Annotated in this window: 15 protein-coding genes; 6 read left to right on the forward strand and 9 right to left on the reverse strand. The window is 21.8% G+C overall.

Annotated elements, in window-relative coordinates:
- Nucleotides 1–147: 147 nt before the first annotated feature.
- The 3 genes from lon (at nucleotide 148) to ACE38S_RS06455 (ending at nucleotide 4,056) form a co-directional block, all read left to right on the forward strand.
- Nucleotides 148–2,466: an endopeptidase La gene (lon, locus tag ACE38S_RS06445; protein ID WP_374696893.1), complete on the forward strand. Its 2,319-nt coding sequence runs from the start codon at nucleotides 148–150 to the stop codon at nucleotides 2,464–2,466.
- A 676-nt stretch (nucleotides 2,467–3,142) separates the two neighbouring features.
- A complete protein-coding gene (locus ACE38S_RS06450; RefSeq protein ID WP_374696894.1) occupies nucleotides 3,143–3,529 on the forward strand; it encodes a hypothetical protein in 387 nt (128 codons plus the stop codon).
- A gap of 173 nt (nucleotides 3,530–3,702) precedes the next feature.
- Nucleotides 3,703–4,056 carry a hypothetical protein gene (locus tag ACE38S_RS06455; RefSeq protein ID WP_374696895.1) on the forward strand — a complete coding sequence of 118 codons (354 nt, stop codon included), beginning with the start codon at nucleotides 3,703–3,705 and terminating at the stop codon, nucleotides 4,054–4,056.
- A 1,096-nt stretch (nucleotides 4,057–5,152) separates the two neighbouring features.
- Here ACE38S_RS06455 and ACE38S_RS06460 read toward each other — a convergent pair.
- The 9 genes from ACE38S_RS06460 to ACE38S_RS06500 form a co-directional block, all read right to left on the reverse strand.
- Nucleotides 5,153–5,389 (reverse strand): hypothetical protein, encoded by a 237-nt coding sequence (locus ACE38S_RS06460; RefSeq protein WP_374696896.1) that lies wholly within the window; start codon nucleotides 5,387–5,389, stop codon nucleotides 5,153–5,155.
- Between the two features lie 3,812 nt (nucleotides 5,390–9,201).
- Nucleotides 9,202–9,336 carry a hypothetical protein gene (locus tag ACE38S_RS06465; RefSeq protein WP_374696897.1) on the reverse strand — a complete coding sequence of 45 codons (135 nt, stop codon included), beginning with the start codon at nucleotides 9,334–9,336 and terminating at the stop codon, nucleotides 9,202–9,204.
- Nucleotides 9,337–9,441: 105 nt separating this feature from the next.
- Entirely contained in the window at nucleotides 9,442–9,720 is a 279-nt protein-coding gene (locus ACE38S_RS06470) for a type IV secretory system conjugative DNA transfer family protein (protein ID WP_374696898.1), read from the reverse strand.
- A 1,288-nt stretch (nucleotides 9,721–11,008) separates the two neighbouring features.
- Nucleotides 11,009–11,170, reverse strand: a complete 162-nt coding sequence (locus ACE38S_RS06475; RefSeq protein WP_374696899.1) for a hypothetical protein — start codon at nucleotides 11,168–11,170, stop codon at nucleotides 11,009–11,011.
- Nucleotides 11,171–11,364: 194 nt separating this feature from the next.
- Nucleotides 11,365–11,676, reverse strand: a complete 312-nt coding sequence (locus ACE38S_RS06480; RefSeq protein ID WP_374696900.1) for a plasmid recombination protein — start codon at nucleotides 11,674–11,676, stop codon at nucleotides 11,365–11,367.
- Nucleotides 11,677–12,590: 914 nt separating this feature from the next.
- Entirely contained in the window at nucleotides 12,591–12,824 is a 234-nt protein-coding gene (locus ACE38S_RS06485; protein WP_374696901.1) for a hypothetical protein, read from the reverse strand.
- A 588-nt stretch (nucleotides 12,825–13,412) separates the two neighbouring features.
- Complete coding sequence (locus ACE38S_RS06490; protein ID WP_374696902.1) at nucleotides 13,413–13,550, reverse strand: hypothetical protein; 138 nt, start codon at nucleotides 13,548–13,550, stop codon at nucleotides 13,413–13,415.
- 418 nt (nucleotides 13,551–13,968) lie between these two features.
- Nucleotides 13,969–14,205 (reverse strand): hypothetical protein, encoded by a 237-nt coding sequence (locus ACE38S_RS06495; RefSeq protein WP_374696903.1) that lies wholly within the window; start codon nucleotides 14,203–14,205, stop codon nucleotides 13,969–13,971.
- 78 nt (nucleotides 14,206–14,283) lie between these two features.
- Nucleotides 14,284–14,454, reverse strand: coding sequence for a hypothetical protein (locus ACE38S_RS06500; protein WP_374696904.1), 171 nt, complete (start codon nucleotides 14,452–14,454; stop codon nucleotides 14,284–14,286).
- A 1,357-nt stretch (nucleotides 14,455–15,811) separates the two neighbouring features.
- On the opposite strand from ACE38S_RS06500, the gene ACE38S_RS06505 reads away from it, so the two are divergent.
- The 3 genes from ACE38S_RS06505 to ACE38S_RS06515 all read left to right on the forward strand — a co-directional run bounded on the left by ACE38S_RS06505 (nucleotide 15,812) and on the right by ACE38S_RS06515 (nucleotide 17,274).
- Nucleotides 15,812–15,976, forward strand: a complete 165-nt coding sequence (locus ACE38S_RS06505) for a helix-turn-helix domain-containing protein (RefSeq protein WP_374696905.1) — start codon at nucleotides 15,812–15,814, stop codon at nucleotides 15,974–15,976.
- On the forward strand, nucleotides 15,976–16,764 hold the full coding sequence (locus ACE38S_RS06510) for an IS30 family transposase (protein WP_374697167.1): 789 nt from the start codon (nucleotides 15,976–15,978) through the stop codon (nucleotides 16,762–16,764). Before ACE38S_RS06505 ends, ACE38S_RS06510 begins: the two co-directional genes overlap by 1 nt.
- Before the next feature lie 336 nt (nucleotides 16,765–17,100).
- Nucleotides 17,101–17,274 carry a hypothetical protein gene (locus tag ACE38S_RS06515; protein WP_374696906.1) on the forward strand — a complete coding sequence of 58 codons (174 nt, stop codon included), beginning with the start codon at nucleotides 17,101–17,103 and terminating at the stop codon, nucleotides 17,272–17,274.
- The last annotated feature ends 8 nt before the right edge of the window (nucleotides 17,275–17,282 follow it).

Genomic DNA, 17,282 nt, shown 5'->3' on the forward strand with positions numbered 1-17,282 from the left:
ATTTTAGAATATAAGATATAATAAAGCATATGTGTGGTGATTTTTTTTGTAATTTAATTTATATTGCGATATTATTGCGATATTTTGGAAAATATAACAAGATATTTTTAATATAAGTGAAGAAAAGAAACAAGGGGTGTTTTGAAGATGGATTCAAAAACAACACAATTAAAAAATGTACCAGTTTTAGTAACGCGAGGTAGTTATATTTTTCCAGGCTTTGAACAAGTATTGGAGGTAGGACGCGATAAATCAATTTTAGCAGTAAATACAGCTAGTAATGGTTTTGATAATCATATTGTTTTAGTTAGCCAGAAAAAACCGTTAGAAGATAATCCGAAATTATCGGAAATTTATCGGATTGGTATTTTAGCAGAATTAAAAATTCGCAAAGTATGGGAAGATAGTAGTTTAACAGTTAATTTTAAAGCCGTTGATCGAGTAAAACTTTTAGAATTACAAGAAGGTGAATTTTATGCGGCTGATATTGATATTTTAAAATCATTTGTTCAATCAGAAGATAAAATTGTTGAAAAATTAATTGCTAATATTAAAGAATTAATGGAATTGCAAGATATTTTACCAGAAGATTTACTAGATCAAATTGGTGATTCAGTTGACGGGAATGAAGTTGTTGATACCATTGCCCAGTTTTTACCATTTATTCCAGTGGCAAAAAAACAAGAAATTATTGAAGAATTAGATGTTGAAAAAAGACTTCAAATAATTTTTGATCATTTAGTTAATAAACAACAAGCTAATGATATTGACAATAAAATTAGTAAAAAAATTAAAGAACGCGTTGATGAACAACAACGGGAATATTATTTACGGGAAAAATTAAAAGCAATTAAAGATGAACTAGATGAATTTGATGGCGCAGCGGATGAAATGAAAATATATAAAGAACGCTTAGCAAAAGAATTATTTCCAAAAAATATTAAAGAAAGAATTGAACAAGAAATCACTCGTTATGAAGCCTTGCCACAAGCATCAAGTGAATCAAATATTATTAGAACTTACATTGATTGAATGATGCAAATTCCGTGATGACAAAAAACCGATGAAAAAAATGATTTAAAGTTTGCGAAAGAAGTGCTAGATAAATACCATTTTGGCTTAGACAAAGTTAAAGAACGTATTATTGAATACTTAGCGGTTAAAACAATGACAAAATCTTTAAAAGGACAAATTATATGTTTATTTGGGCCACCAGGGGTTGGAAAAACAAGTTTAGCAAAATCAATTGCCGAAGCAACAGGACGTAATTTTGTTAAAATGGCATTGGGAGGAGTAAAAGATGAATCAGAAATTCGTGGTCATCGTAAAACATATATTGGGGCAATGCCAGGACGCATTATTCAATCAATGAAACGCGCTGGATCAATCAATCCATTGTTCTTATTAGATGAAATTGATAAAATGGCATCAGATTACCGTGGTGACCCAGCTAGTGCAATGTTAGAAGTATTAGACCCAGAACAAAATTCAGCATTTTCTGACCATTACTTAGAAGAAACATATGATTTAAGTGATGTTATGTTTATTGCAACAGCAAACTATTATGATAATATTCCCGAAGCATTAATTGACCGAATGGAAATTATTCAATTATCATCATATACAGAATTGGAAAAATTCCATATTGCCAAAGATTATTTAGTACCAAAAGTATTAAGTAATAATGGTTTAGCTGATGGTCAATTAATAATTACCGATGATGCAGTTAATGAAGTAATTAAATATTATACTCGTGAAGCAGGAGTTCGTCAGTTAGAGCGGGACCTAAATGCTATTGTACGGAAATTTATTGTTAAATTTTTAAATAAAGAAATGGTAAACTTAGTTGTGCAACCAAGCACAGTTAATGATCTATTAGGTAAACGTCGTTTTGAACATACTGAAAAAGAAAAAGAATCACAAGTTGGGGTTGTAACAGGGTTAGCATATACCCAATTTGGGGGCGATATTTTGCCAATTGAAGTTAATAGTTTCTTAGGAAAAGGTTCATTAATTTTAACCGGGAAATTAGGAGACGTAATGAAAGAATCAGCCTCAATTGCTTTAGACTATGTTAAAGCAAATTCTGATAAGTTTAACATTGATCCAAAATTCTTTGAAACCCACGATATTCATATTCATGTTCCTGAAGGAGCAGTACCCAAAGATGGACCATCAGCGGGAATTACTTTAACAACCGCAATTATTAGTGCGTTAAGTAATCGTCCAGTTTCGAAAGATATTGGGATGACAGGAGAAATTACCTTGCGAGGACAAGTCTTACCCATTGGAGGGTTACGGGAAAAATCAATTTCCGCAAACCGTAGTGGTTTAAAAACAATTTTAATTCCACATAAGAATATCAAGGATATTGAAGATATTCCAAAAGAAGTGCAAGAAACTTTAAATATTATTCCGGTTGGAACATATGATGAAGTTTTCAAAAATGTTTTTGGCATAAACTAATTTTTAAAATGTTCATCGTTTATGATTAAGCTCCAAAAAAACAACTATTATTGGTTTTTTTATTTGAATAAAGCAATCACTAAAATGAGGTAATGATAATTAAAAAACAAAAAATTTGTGATATTGATAATCACTATAAATCAATATTTTTAAAGCAACATCATTCATTATTGAAGAATTTTTATCAAATAAAGTTTTATTAACTTGTGAAAAACATAAATATTTATTAAATCGTACAAAAGATAAAAAACAAAAGCTATTTTATCAGAAACTAGAAAATTCAAAAATTATCTTTGATTGAGAAACTGGTTTTTTAAAATTTTGATTTTAAAAAACAACTTAATGCAGTGTGGAACGGTTATTTTAAATAATTAAGTGATTTTATCATAGCATGAGTTTAAACTCATTACCACAGCCAGCCGAGGCAAGTACTGAAATAGTATATGAGGAAATATGTAAATCGATGCTAGTTTATTAGAACTAAGCGGTAGTCGTGATAAGTGCAAGGTCAACATCGAACCACAATAAATATTGAGATGGTCACTTTATAAATAAATTTGGCGATAGATATTACTTTTTAAAAGTGGTAGCGGTTTTAAAAACCACAAAAATAGCACCAATCTCTTCAAGGTGCAAGTAAATTTATTTTAAAAACTGAACGTTTTGACCTGAAATGATGTGGAATAATAGAGATAATTCTCTGACTTTACCTTATAAAAACAACTGTCGATTATTAAATAATATATCGCCATCCGCTTCACTAGGGGTGGGCGGTGGCGATAATAATAAATATTATATAACTAATTCTCGCTGGCACTCACTTACAAGTGAAAGTGCCAGCGAGTTAAAAATAGTAATAAAAACAAAAAAGCCGGTTGCAAACAAAAAAACATTAAATAAAATTTACCTCGAAATTATTAATTATTTAGTTAATTATGAACAATATTCACTAGATACTATTACAAATATAAAGAAATATTGACAAAGATTTTATCTGTTCAAATACCTTATATATAATATGTTTAACTTTTATCGTTATAATTTTAATAAAAAAATTTATTAAGAAAAGGTAAATATAAACCACATAATAAAACAGAAAACCATAGAAAAGTTAATAATTGTCGAACAATTATTGAATGTAATATTGAATTTTCAAATATCAAAGCAATAAATGTCTTTTGTCATCTATAAGGAGATACTATAGTTGGTAAAAACCATAAAATAGCAATTATAACTTTGGTTGATATATGATTTAAAACATCAATCCCACTAGTAACTAATAGTATCAAAAGCAAAGATGTCATAGAAAGTATAATAAAATTTATTTTAAACAAACCATCTGGCACAATAAAAACAATTACATTTGATCGTGATAAAGAATTTAATAAGTGAAAAAAACTTGAAAATATTTATAAAATAAAAGTTTATTTTGCTAATGTTGGTTGTTCTATCCAAAAAGAATTAAACGAAAATAATAATGAAATTTTGAGACAAAGTTTACCAAAAGGAATATATTTATCAATATTTTCTCAATATTACTTAAATAAAATGGAATGCATAAATTATTCGGTTGGTGATATCTTATTCTAATAAATATTTATCTATTAAAATAAAACTAACCAATAAAAAGACAAATTTATCTTTTCTAATTAATTAAATTATATCATAAAATTAAAAAATTACAAACCAAAAATAATAATTTATAAAATAATTCAATAAATATTTATTGAATTATTTTGATTTTTTAAAAATTGGTAATTTTTATTAAAATAAAAGTTATGTTTTTTTGTAGTTTTTTATTTAACTTATTAAGATATAATCCAATTAAATCAACATAATTCTCTTTTGCCATTTTCATTGTAATCATATTTTTAAAATTTTTTTCACTATATGATTTAGAGCCATAGCCCTTTAACCATTTTACATTATGAGAAATTTGTGGTTCAGTGCAAGAACCCATATATTATTCTTCTTTATAAACTTTAATTCCATCTTTTCTTTTTTTAATATAATTTATAAATTTGTTAATTTCTTTCCTTTTTCCTTCTAAAAAGGGCTTTTTTTAAAACTATTTTTTGTAATTAATTTTTTTAAATATTTTATCGATCTATCATGGTCACCATTTTTTAATAATTTATTCATATCTCAATAAATTTCTTTTATTATTTTTTTCATTATCCGTTAAATTTTTAGTAAGTTTTCTTCTTCGATAAGGAAATATTGTTTTCAATTCTTTCATTAAATGAAATTCATCTAAAATATAAATTGCACCAATTTCATTAGCGAACTTTTTAATTCATGTTACTCCGTCACCTGCAAGAGTTAGTTTACAATTTTCAATATTATAATTTTGATATAAAAAATGTAAAAATTTTTTTATATTTTTTAATACAATAATATTTGTTTTTCACTGATTTCATTATGATAAAAATATTTTTATCTCTTAAAACATTTTTATTTTTAGTACTTTTTATTTCATCATATCAAGTGTGAAAATATGCTACTCTAAACATGTTTTTTCTATTTTTTTATATTTTGTGTTAAATTACTAAAAGAATCATCAACTCCAGTATACAAATATGGTGTTTGAACATTTACTTTTTCTGTCTTTGTTTTTAAATGCTCTTTAAATAACTTATAAAATTAACCTCTTTATTAATATTTGTAATTGACATATTAGATATATTTAACTTTCAAAAAACATATCCTTAATATCTATTTGTGCTTTTAGCACTATCCAATTTTTTCATATTGATATTTTAACAATTAAAATAATTGTTTGATTATTTTTTAAACCAATTGATTTATTTAATAATGTTGTTGTTTTAAATTTCTTTTCTTTATCATCATAATAACTAAATCTAGAAACTTTAATTATAATATTGTCAAAGGAGTTTTTATGGTTTTTTCTTTTTTGCCTCATAAAATAAAACCATTTTTACCATTACGATTTTGTTCCTTTAATTATTGATCAAGGTTTTCATATTTTTCTTTTAATTTTTGCTTTTCTATGAAATTAACATCAATATTTACTTCTTCAACCAAAGTTTATGTTTTTTATAAAACTATTTAAAATCATATAAATTTACTCATTTTAAGTGTTAATAAATTAATTAATGAAATTATATAATGATTTAAAATATATGTAAGCAATCGTTTCCTTAAATTTTGTAGAAAATAATTAGTGGTATTAAAAACTCTTATCAAATATAAACATTTTCAAAAAATACATCTTACTAAAAATTCAATAAAATCAAGGTTTTGTTAAAATATTAATAGTTTTCTACAAAATTAAAGATGGTTTCTGTTAAAAAGTACTTGTTTACGTTACATTATTTTGTTAAATTATGTAAAAATCCTTATTTGTTTGTAAATTAGATATAAACTATAAATTTAATAAACATATTATTTAAGTAATATTATTTTTGTCTTTCTAATTTTTATAATAATTTTTTAAGTTTATTATTTTCAACTAAAATTTTATTTTTTATATATTTATTTTTATTAATACATTAAAAACTAAACGATATTTTTAAATTTATTTAACTTAAATTTTTTAATTAGGTAAAATTTATATGGTTTTTAAAAACAAAAAACTAAAACTGATAATTGAGCAGTTTAAAATATTTAATATTTACATTTTTTGTGATTTACTAGTAGAACTTTGATTACTGCTTGTTGAAGCTGTATTATTTATTTTTGACTTATCTTTTTTAAATACAAGAGCGTTTGCAACTTTTTTCGTCTTTCTCGTTCATTTTTTATCCCCAAGCTTTATTTGTTTCTTCAGCTCTTTTTTTTATTATTTTTTTTGTTCTTTGGTTCATTCATCACACGATCTTCACATATTAATATTCTCTTTTTATTATTTTTTAATACTTTTTTCTACACTTAAAATATCCAATAAAAAAGTATACATGTTTAAAACAAAAAATGTGTAAAAAATAATAAAAAATAACTATTTTTTAAAAATAGTTATTTAAAATAAACTATGATATTAAATTAGAGTGGTATACCCCCGCACTTGTTGAAGGTTGGTTTTGGTTATTTATTGTATTTCCGTATAGATAAATTAAAATTATTAATATTTAATGGTTAAATATTTGAACTTTTTATAATACTATTTGAGTTATTATTATTTTCATTACTTAATAATTTATTAATTCCTTTATTTTTTCTATTATCTAATTTTTGTTTTAAAATATTAAATTGTGTTTGTAATTTAATTTCTAACTTATCACTTGTAAGATTTTTAATAATTGATTAACGTTTTTTTCTTTTTCATTTTTTTTATTATTTTTACATATTTTATTATATCATAATGATTCGACTTTTTTATTTGCAGTTGAAAATATTGATGTAAATTTTTTAAATATTGTACCAAGTCCAGCATCAGAAACAGCAATTGCAATTTTTTCAACTAATATTAATCCTGCTGCTGCAGGTAAAATTACAGGTACAGCAAAAGTAAGAATGGGAGTTAAAATTATAAGAGATAAAGAAATTATAGTTATAGTTCATCATATTTGTTTTTCATTTTTAGTTTGTTTTAGTTTTAAATCATTATGTTGTTTTAGAAAATCTTTAATTGTTGTAAATTTATATTTACTATTATTTTTATTAATTGAAGATACCTCAATTAATGTAATATCATTTTTATATTCATTGATATTTTTATAGTTCTTTATTTGTTGAACAAGTTGCTGTATATCACCATTTTTAAAATAATGAAAAGTTAATATCTTTTCAGTTATTGAATGATCAGCATGTACAATAATTGTTATAAAATAAACTTAATTATTAATTGGTAAAATTTCTTCATAATTTTTTCAACTTTTTTATCATTTAATATTTTTTCATTTGTTTATTTAGTGTGGACATTTTTCTTAGCATTTTTTCTTTGTTTTTTATTGAAGTTGCTTTTTGAAATTTCTTTTCTAATTCTAGTAAATTATCACTTTTATCAAATCAAGTTAATGGTTTTTATGATGGTATATTTAATTTTTTTGTATATTTATTTATTTATTTTCTTTATTTTTATTATAATCTAATTTGTTAATTTTATTACAATTATTATTAATTTCTTTTAGTAATTTTTTTAAATAGTTTTATTTTAGAAATTTCTTCTTCTTTTTCTTCTATTTTTTCTTTAAGAAAATTTAGTTTTTTTAATTCATCATCATTTATTTTTTGTTCATTTCTTTTGGTTTGAAGTCGATTAAAATCATCGCGTAGTAATTTAAACTCAATTAATTCTAATTAAAAAAGATTATTTCTAATAATACTCAACTCTTCATTTAAATTTTTATCTTTTTCTTTGTTAATTTTTAATTGTTTTTTTAAATTAAAAATTTCTTTTCTTAATTTTTTAATTTTTTTATCTTCAAAAATTGTTATAGAGTTATATGTATATTTTTTGAAATTATTAATTATTTTTTCTATGTTAATTTAATTCTGTGTCGCCACTTCTTTACTTTTGGTTTGTAATATTTCATCTGTATTTGATTTTTTTTAATTCATCATTAATTCTTTTGTTTACTAATTTATTAATATTATCAACATTATTATTGAATTTTACTGTTAATCCGCCGTGTCTTTCCTTTAAAGTAATATTTTGTTGATTAAAAATATCTTTTATATCTTGTTGTGTATATATTTATTGAAAATGTTTGTGATCTTGTTTTGTCGGTCATTTTAATGCCTCCTTTTAATATTAAAACCTATTCCGTTTACCTTTAAAATAAAGTAATGGATTAAAACTTATATATTGAATAATAAATATATGTTAGCAAATTTTGTGTATTTTACAACTAGTTAATTTTTAACGGTCGCGTTTAGTTTTCTTAGGTATTTTTAAAAAAGAAAAAATAATCATTTACTATAAATTATTTCAACATACAAATTAAGTATATATTTTTTATGTATGATTTTTGTTGTAAAAAATTATTTTAATGTTGTTTTTATAAGCATTTTAATTAGTTTTTACAACCTTTTATTAAGATTATGTTTGGTTAATGTTAATATTAAATATTTTATTTTATTACTTATTTTTCAAATAAAAAGGCAATCAATTTTTAGTTGCTTTTCTTTCAAAATTATTTAAACCTTTACCCATCTAGCAAAACTTTATGCGTACATTTTTAACCAAAATTTAATTATGAATTATTTATATTTATCATTTTCAATTTTTCTATATGATGTTAATCTAATTTTCAGTTGTATAATTTGATTTTATAATATACAAATTTTTTCATAAAACTAATTATGTAGCAAATTTAAAGTAATAATATTTTAATTTTTAGTAAATCAATTATTTTTATACAAAATTAAAAAAATAATACTTAATTATTTATTTTTATTATATTTATTATATTAAAATTATTAGAGAAGGATAGAGAAATAAGTAATCTTCTTATATTATTTTCTTTTTGTTTATTATTAGTTATTTGTTAAATAACTTTATTGCTTTTTCTCATTTAGGTATAGTTTCCCTTAGGTATTGGTTTGGTTAATCACTCGCGATTACTATTATGCCCGTGTAGTACCAATTTAATTAGTTGATTAACCTTATCAGATATTCCTCCCCACTTCGTTTATTTTTTAGTGTTCCAACTTGACCACTTTGTGAAATCTTACTTTTTATAAAAAATAATTATTCTGAAAAGGAATAATTATTGGTTTCTTGTTTTTTGTTTAATTCTATTTCAAATTTTTTGATTTTTTGTAAAAATAAATTTATCATTGTTTTATTTTGAACAGATTTATAATTTGTTTTTTGTAATGTGCTAATTGTATTTTTAAATTATTAATATTTGTTGTAATTTCTTTTGTTGTTAAATTGGTAAATTCATTAGCAATATTTTCTTTCATTTTTTTGTTATTGTTAATATCATAAAAATAGTCTTTATTGAAATTGATTATATCAATTTCTTTTAATTTATATGGTTTTGTTTTTTCTGATAACTTTAAATCTTTTTATAATTTTAAAGTTATTTTCATCGGATTATAGCGTGATATTTTAACAATTCCCCGCCTTTGTTTTAAATTTGCTAACTCACTAGTTAACATTAAAGGATGGCTTTTTAAAATTTTTGAAACAATAATATTGTTTTTATTTTCATTAATACTAATTTGTTCAATTGTTTTTGTTCCAAATAATTCTCTATAATATTTAATTGTTTCTAAATCATTAGTATGTAAGAAAATATGCATCCCACAGTTATTTAAAATAATTTTTGCTATTGTAATCACCATAATTTAATTTTAATTGGTTAATATCTTGTAAAATAAATTGAAAAGATGTTTCTACTTCGCGAAATACTAACTCATTTTTCAATGTTATTTATTTTTGTTAAATTGGCAAATTTATCTAATATAAAATATATTTGATTTTCTATTTTTTGTTCGATTGTTTTACTTATCTTATTTGTTAAAAATTGATAAATTCGACTAATTAATATTGCTATTAATTTATAGTAATTATCATTTTCGTCACTGAATATGATGTATAAAACTGTTGGATATTCGATAAAATCATTGTAATTAATATCATTTTAGGATGTTAAATTACGAATAAAATCATTGTTAAACACTTATAAATTTTTTTCAACAGTCATTAAAATAGCATCTAGTGTTCGATTTTCTTTACTATCAGCTAAAATTTGGCTTGCCGTTATTTTGGCAATGCTGGTATTTTTTCGATTATTAAGTCATTCAACTAAATCTTTTTAAAACTAGCAACGGCAGCAACGGAAGCTATATTAAATTTTTTGAAAAATAATTCTTGGTTTAAAATTTTTTCTTTTTCATTATTTGTCATTAGCATTTTAATAAAGTCATCATAAATTATTTTTAATGGATTTCAAGTATTTTCTTTCTCTAAATTACGAAAATTAATAACCTTTATTTTATAACCACTTTCTGCTAAAAACCCACTAGTTAAATTATATAATTCCCCCTTAGGATGATATCAGTTATAATCATAGTTGGTTTAGTTGTTGATTTTCCATTTAAATAAATTGTTGGTAATACTATTCCTTGTGTTTTTCCGTTTGCTGTTAAACCAATAATAACACTATGAATATTGTTTTTTAAGTTAAAAAATAAATCTTTTTTATTTTTATTACAATTAAAAACAAAACCGGTATTTTTATAATTATCTTTAATATTAATTTTATCACTAATATCATCAATTTCTTTTATACTTAATCATTTACTATTTCCAAAATATATTTTATTGGTTGTTTTTATTGCAGTTTCTTTATTTTTTGTTTTTTTAACATAAAATAAAGAAACTGCAATAAAAACCCAAAATTAATCCAATTGTTATTAATAATCCATATTTATTTTAATTGCATAATTTCATCATAATAATATTTTAAATTGTTTAAGTTCAGTAATAAATTTGGTCATTTCTTTCCAATGAAAATAAATTGAATAACCTATTCCAAATAATTTTAAATAAAAAATAAAAATGATTGGTATAAAAAATAATCCAATCAATAAAATTGTTTTTTTATTTTTTATTTTATTTCACATATTTTTATCGTTCTCTTTCTAAACTATTGATCAAATCATAACCTTTTTGCATAATTGGATTGATTTTAAAAACTATTTCATTAAATTCTTGTTCAATTAAACTCATATTTTTAAAATCTGCTGTTTTTGGGTTAGCAACAGTAGTTATAATTTTGTAATATTTCATTTTTTCTGATAAATTTAAATATTTAGTTAATTGGTTTATTTCATAATCTGTAAAATTATTTTCATATCTTAAATATTGTTTAATTTATGAAATTAAACCGTCGTAATCATCACTAATACTTTTTAATTTGCTAAATTCTTTGGCATTATTTTTGGTAAACTTATATTAATAAAATATATTATTAATTTAATTTTCTAACTTATTTCGTTCAAATTCTTTAACTTGCCGAAAATTAATAGTATTATAACTACCTTTACCCCACTTTTACCATGTTCTATTTCATAATCTGCTTTTGTTAAATAATTATCATGATAATTATTTAATTTTTGTAGTTGTTTTTTACCTCCAAAAATCTGATTATTATTAATAATGTATCTTTCTTCATTAAGTTTTTTTGAAAAAACTTTACTAATTGGGATAAAACCAAAATGAATATGGGGTGTTGTTTCATCGATATGAACTGCTGAATACAAATACCCGATATCTGTTTTAAGATTATTTTTCATTCACTGTTTCATAAAATTTATTTTAATGTTAGTTTATTCATTTAATTTATGATAATTTATGCTTTCAGAGATTAACTGCCCCCATTTACGAGTATATGTTTTTTGTCTCATACTTGAAATATCTGTAAATTGACATATTCCCATTTTTTTCAAATCATTCTTGTCTTGTTGCTGGCAAAACAATTTCTATGTAAGTATTATGTTTATCACAAAATTCTTTAAAAGTTGATTTTTGAGCCTTGCTATATTTTTGTTGTTGCTTATTTCAAGCTTCTTCTATGTTTTTTAATAATTCAAATATTTTATTATTTTCTAACTCAAAACCTTTATCATTACTAATTTTTTCTTTATTTTTAAAAAAGTATATGTGTATAAACCATTAACAGCGTTTAAATTAACCCAATTTATTTTAACAAAATCATAATTAGAATCATTATTATTTTCCTTTGGTTCGATGTATTGAAAAATGTTGTTGTATAATATTTTATTATTCCTTTATTGTATTTATTTTCCTTTTCCTCACCGTGTTATTAATAACTTCTTCGATATCATTAATCATTGCAACCCCATTTTCATCACTAATTTTTCCTGGTGTTATTAAAATTCGTTCTTGTAATTTACTTTTTCAATATTTTGCACTTAATGAGAAAATTGAGTTTTCTTTTAAAAACTCAATTTTCTCATTGTTCTGTTAAATGATTAAAAATATTAAAACTTGTTTTAAGATAATAATTATTATTTTCTGTTATTAAAGCATAATTAGGTTTAATAAGTTTTTTCATTCTATTATGTTTCCGTTTTTGCTTAAAACATTAAATATTTTATTATCTAAGATATTTTTAATTGCTTTTCAATTACTTTTATCTAAAATATTGGTTGATTGTATCACTTTGATAAATAATTGTTTGTTTTAATTAGTTTTCAATTCTATTTTTAGCATTAGCAATATTATAATCACTATAAAAAGTTAGTGGCATTTTAAATTCTCACATTTCATAATTGCCACTTTGATAATTATTGATGTTAATTATTGTTTTTATAAAATAACCATTATTGCTTTTTTCTAACTGATAGGTTAGATTGAAAAATTCAATTCATCCTTGGTTATCATTATTATCATTTAGTGCTTTTCTGATTTTGCTATCCATTTGTGCTTTAATTTGAAATTATATCAAACATAGTAGGAGTTATTTTTTCTTTTTATAATCTTATTAAAATCAATTATCAAAAAATAAATTAATATGTTTTATTTCATATTTTATAAATAAATATTCAATAATATTATTTTCATCAACATTTAAAATATAATTATCTTCGTAATTATTAATTTCATCTTTAATATTTTAATATTAATTATTAAAAAGATCCATGTAAAACTATATTTTTAAATGGTATCATTTTAGTTTTTCACCTCAAATTTATTAATTATATTATATAACATTTGCTCAGTTTCCTTATAAAATTGCCTTTTATATGTAATTTACATATTATATTTTTTAAATTATCAAAATAAGAATTAATTATATACCCCATTATTTTATCTGACATTTCTTTATTTATTTTTTTCATTTTATTTTTTCTCCTATATTTTTAACAATTATATTAATTATTAAATTTTTTTATTTTTTATCACATTTTTTGTATCCTAAATAAAAACCATTATCTCAATAATTAGGATTATCAATATTTTCTAAATCTTCTAGTAATTGTTTTAGTTCTGTTGCTGTTAATTTTCGTTATGTTATTTTGTTATAATAATAATTATTATATTCATTTAGTAAATCATTATTATCATCATTTTTATTTTTCAAATTAAACTGCTTTTTGTTTTCTTTTTTTAATTTTTCAAAAGATAAAATTAAATTTTTTCCCATAATATTATTACTTTTATTATTAATGATACTATGGACTACATAATTTTTATTTTCATTAATTTCTAAACTAAAATAATTTTGATAACTTGATAAACCTAAACCATTTTTATCTCAAACAACGCAATCTTTTTGTTTGTTTATTAAAATATGAGTTTTATTATTTATTTATTGTGAAATTAAATTTTGGTTTAAATAAATTATTTTTACCATATTTAACACCTTGCTTTATTTTTTGCTTTTAATTTTATTTTCCTAAAATTATCACTATCCAATGGTAGTTTAAAAATAAATAATTAACTAAACTAAAAAACCAATTTTTAACGAACTGGTTCTATATTTTTGTCTGACTATTTTTGTCAATTAATATTAGATAAATGATTTACCAATTTATAATCAAATTTATCTTCAACATAATTTTCTATAATTTCACTTCATGATTTTTCTTGTAATTCTTTAAACTTTTTTCTAAATATTTACTAATATCTTTTACGTAATCTATCACATTATTTGTTCATCAATATCCTGTTCAATATTGTTCTAAACCAAATTTATATCAAAAGTTTTCTTTTTCTTCGTGATAATTATTTTTTGAAATTAAATCCGTTATTTTATAATGATCTTTTATATTATCCGAATCTTTTATAACTAAATACATGTTTTATCTCCTTTCTTTTTTATTGTTGCAAAATAAAAAACCAACTAATTTTAATAAAAAGTTGGTTTAATTTATCTTTTATCGTATTTGATTTAAAATATTTTCAATTTTGTTAACTTTATCAATTAAAGCTTCCGTAATTTGTTCTAAATTGCTTAAATTGTTATCTGTTGTTGTTTTAATTTCGTTAATTAAAATCGCTAATTGTATTTTTAATATTATTTTCGAGCATATATATTTTTTCCTCATTTATTTTTTTGTTATAGAAAAAGAGAGAGTTAAGACAATTACTTACTCTCCTTTTTTTATTTTTCACTAGTTATTTGTTAAATAACTTTATTGCTTTTTCTCATTTAGGCAGAATTTCCCTTAGGTATTGGTTTGGTTAATCACTCGCGATTACTATTATGCCCGTGTAGTACCAATTTAATTAGTTGATTAACCTTATCAGATATTCCTCCCCACTTCGTTTATTTTTTAGTGTTCCAACTTGACCACTTTGTGAAATTTTTTACATCTATATATACTTATTTTTCCTAATTTTTGATATTAATAATTCATCATTTATTTTTCTTAAAAATTAATTTTTTAATAATTTGATGATTATTTTGGCATTGCAAATTTAAAAATCAAAGTTTAGCATTTATTTTTTGTTTATTAATAAATTATAACCTCGTTAAACAATGCCGAAAATATTTTTTATAATATCAACCACCCTTTCTGTTTTTGGTTAATTTTAAAAAGTACTCATTGATATAACACTGACATTTGTTAATTAGTGTTGATTTATTTTGTACTTTAATTTTTAACTCTTTTCAACAGAGTTCTTTTAAAGACACTCGCAAAACCTCCTTATAAATATTAAGATTTCTAAATTTTTTTATTGTGGGACACTTACCCCTTAACCATTGCAGATTAAAGGTTTATCCCCCCCAAAAAAAACACGATAATTCTTTATATTGTCTAAAAGAATTGCAACATTGTGTCGTAGAGGTACGGCCACCCCTATATTATTTATCCTCACTTGCTTGGTTAAACAATATCTCCTAAACAGGAGAGCTTTATTTAGTTGATTTTGCTGTTGTTTTCTTAAACTAGGCAAGGTTAACGACAATTTTAACATAATTAAAAAAGACATAATTTTATTTCTGTCTTTTTCTTAGTTTTTGGAAAATTCCCACCAACCTAATATTTTACGCGCTCCAATAAAATCATTAAATTATAAAAATTAATTGGATTTAATACAAAATATTTAATAAAGTGTCTAAAATATATTTACAATTAAGGAAATATTAATTAAAATTAATAAATTTTAAAAACTAATAAATTATTTTTAGTATACTTAAACGTACTTAAAATGAAATAAAATAATCAAAAAAATATTTTTTTGAAAAAATGGTTGCAATTTATTAAAAATATTTTATTATTAATCTAATCAATATATAAATTTGGCCGTTTGTATCTACACAGCGCCAATATTAAATTATTTTTATTATGTGCTAAATTATACTTGTAAGTGCAAGTAAATAAAATTGCAAAAAATTTCATATAAAAATTTCATGATGCTAAGTTTATTTTAGAAAAATTAAAGCAAGGAGTTTTTTATATGGGATATAAACATCTTGGCATAGATGAAAGAATTTATATTGAGAATCAATTGAAATTTAAATTAAAAATTAGTGAAATAGCTAAAAATCTTAATCGAAGTATTAGTACTATTATTCGAGAAGTTAATAGAAATAAAGATAATAATCATTATTTTTTTCATTAATTGCACAAAATAAAGCAGAAAATAGAAAACAATCACATGTTTATTTTCATAAGTTTAAAAATAGAGAATTAGTAAAATATGTACAACAAAAATTATTATTAGGTTGATCGCCTGAACAAATTTATGGAAGAATTAAAAATTTTCATAAAGAATGAATTATTAGTTTTAAAACAATTTACAATTGAATTTATTCTGGATTACTTGAAAAGGTTACTAATAAAAATTTAAGAAGAAAAGGTAAGAAACGAAAATCTCAAGAAAATCGCGGTAAATTTAATGGTAAATCAATTAAAGAACGAAATGTTAATGTTAATAATCGCATAACTGTTGGCCATTGAGAGGGTGATACTATAGTATCATCGCGAGGTAAAAGTAAATCATGTTTAATAACTTTAGTTGAAAGAACATCAAGATTTACTTTAGCAATGTTAGTTGAAAATAGAACTACTAAAGTTATTAACGAAAACATTAGCCATTATTTATCAATTCTTCCAAATAATCTTGTTAAAACTATAACATTTGATAGAGGTAAAGAATTTGCTAATTGACAACAACTTGAAAAAAATTTAAATGTGAAAATTTATTTTGCTAATGCATATTCACCCTGACAAAGAGGTACTAATGAAAATACTAATGGGTTAATTAGAGAAAAATTTCCTAAAAAATTTAATTTTTCAAATACCACGAAAAATGCAGTTCATAAATTTATATTGTCTTTAAACCATAGACCAAGAAAAATACTAAATTATCTTTCACCAATCGAATATTTGGTTAGAAAAATAATTTAGTTGCACTTAACTTTACAATTAGGCATGTCAAAATTAATAAATTTAAGATAAAAATACAATAATTTTAAAAATAAAATTATATTGAATACTTATTTTTTGTGTTATAATAAAATTAAAATTAAATAAATTATGGCATTTGAATTTACAATTTACAAATTATTTTAAACCATCAATTTATGTTAAAAATATTAATAAAATTAATCTTTAATCATTTTAAAAACATTGTATTAAATTTTTTATTTATGATTTAGATAACACTTAACTTCTTTTTATCAAGGAATTTCAAATGTCGATAATTTAAATTTAATTCAAAAGGTTAAAAAGAGAAAATTAAAGGTGATCTTTGTTTTAGTTTTCAATAATGCCTGTAAACGAGTCGAACGTTTTGTTGAAAAAGCCGGGATTCAATATTATTATTTAAATGATAAAAAACCCTTATTAAAGTATTTCTTAATTATTTCCCGTCAATTTAATGTTAACCTCTGTGAAATAATTATGGTTGGTAATTAATTAATTAC

The organism is Spiroplasma endosymbiont of Polydrusus formosus, from assembly GCF_964263245.1.
GTDB lineage: Bacteria > Bacillota_I > Bacilli_A > Mycoplasmatales > Mycoplasmataceae > Spiroplasma.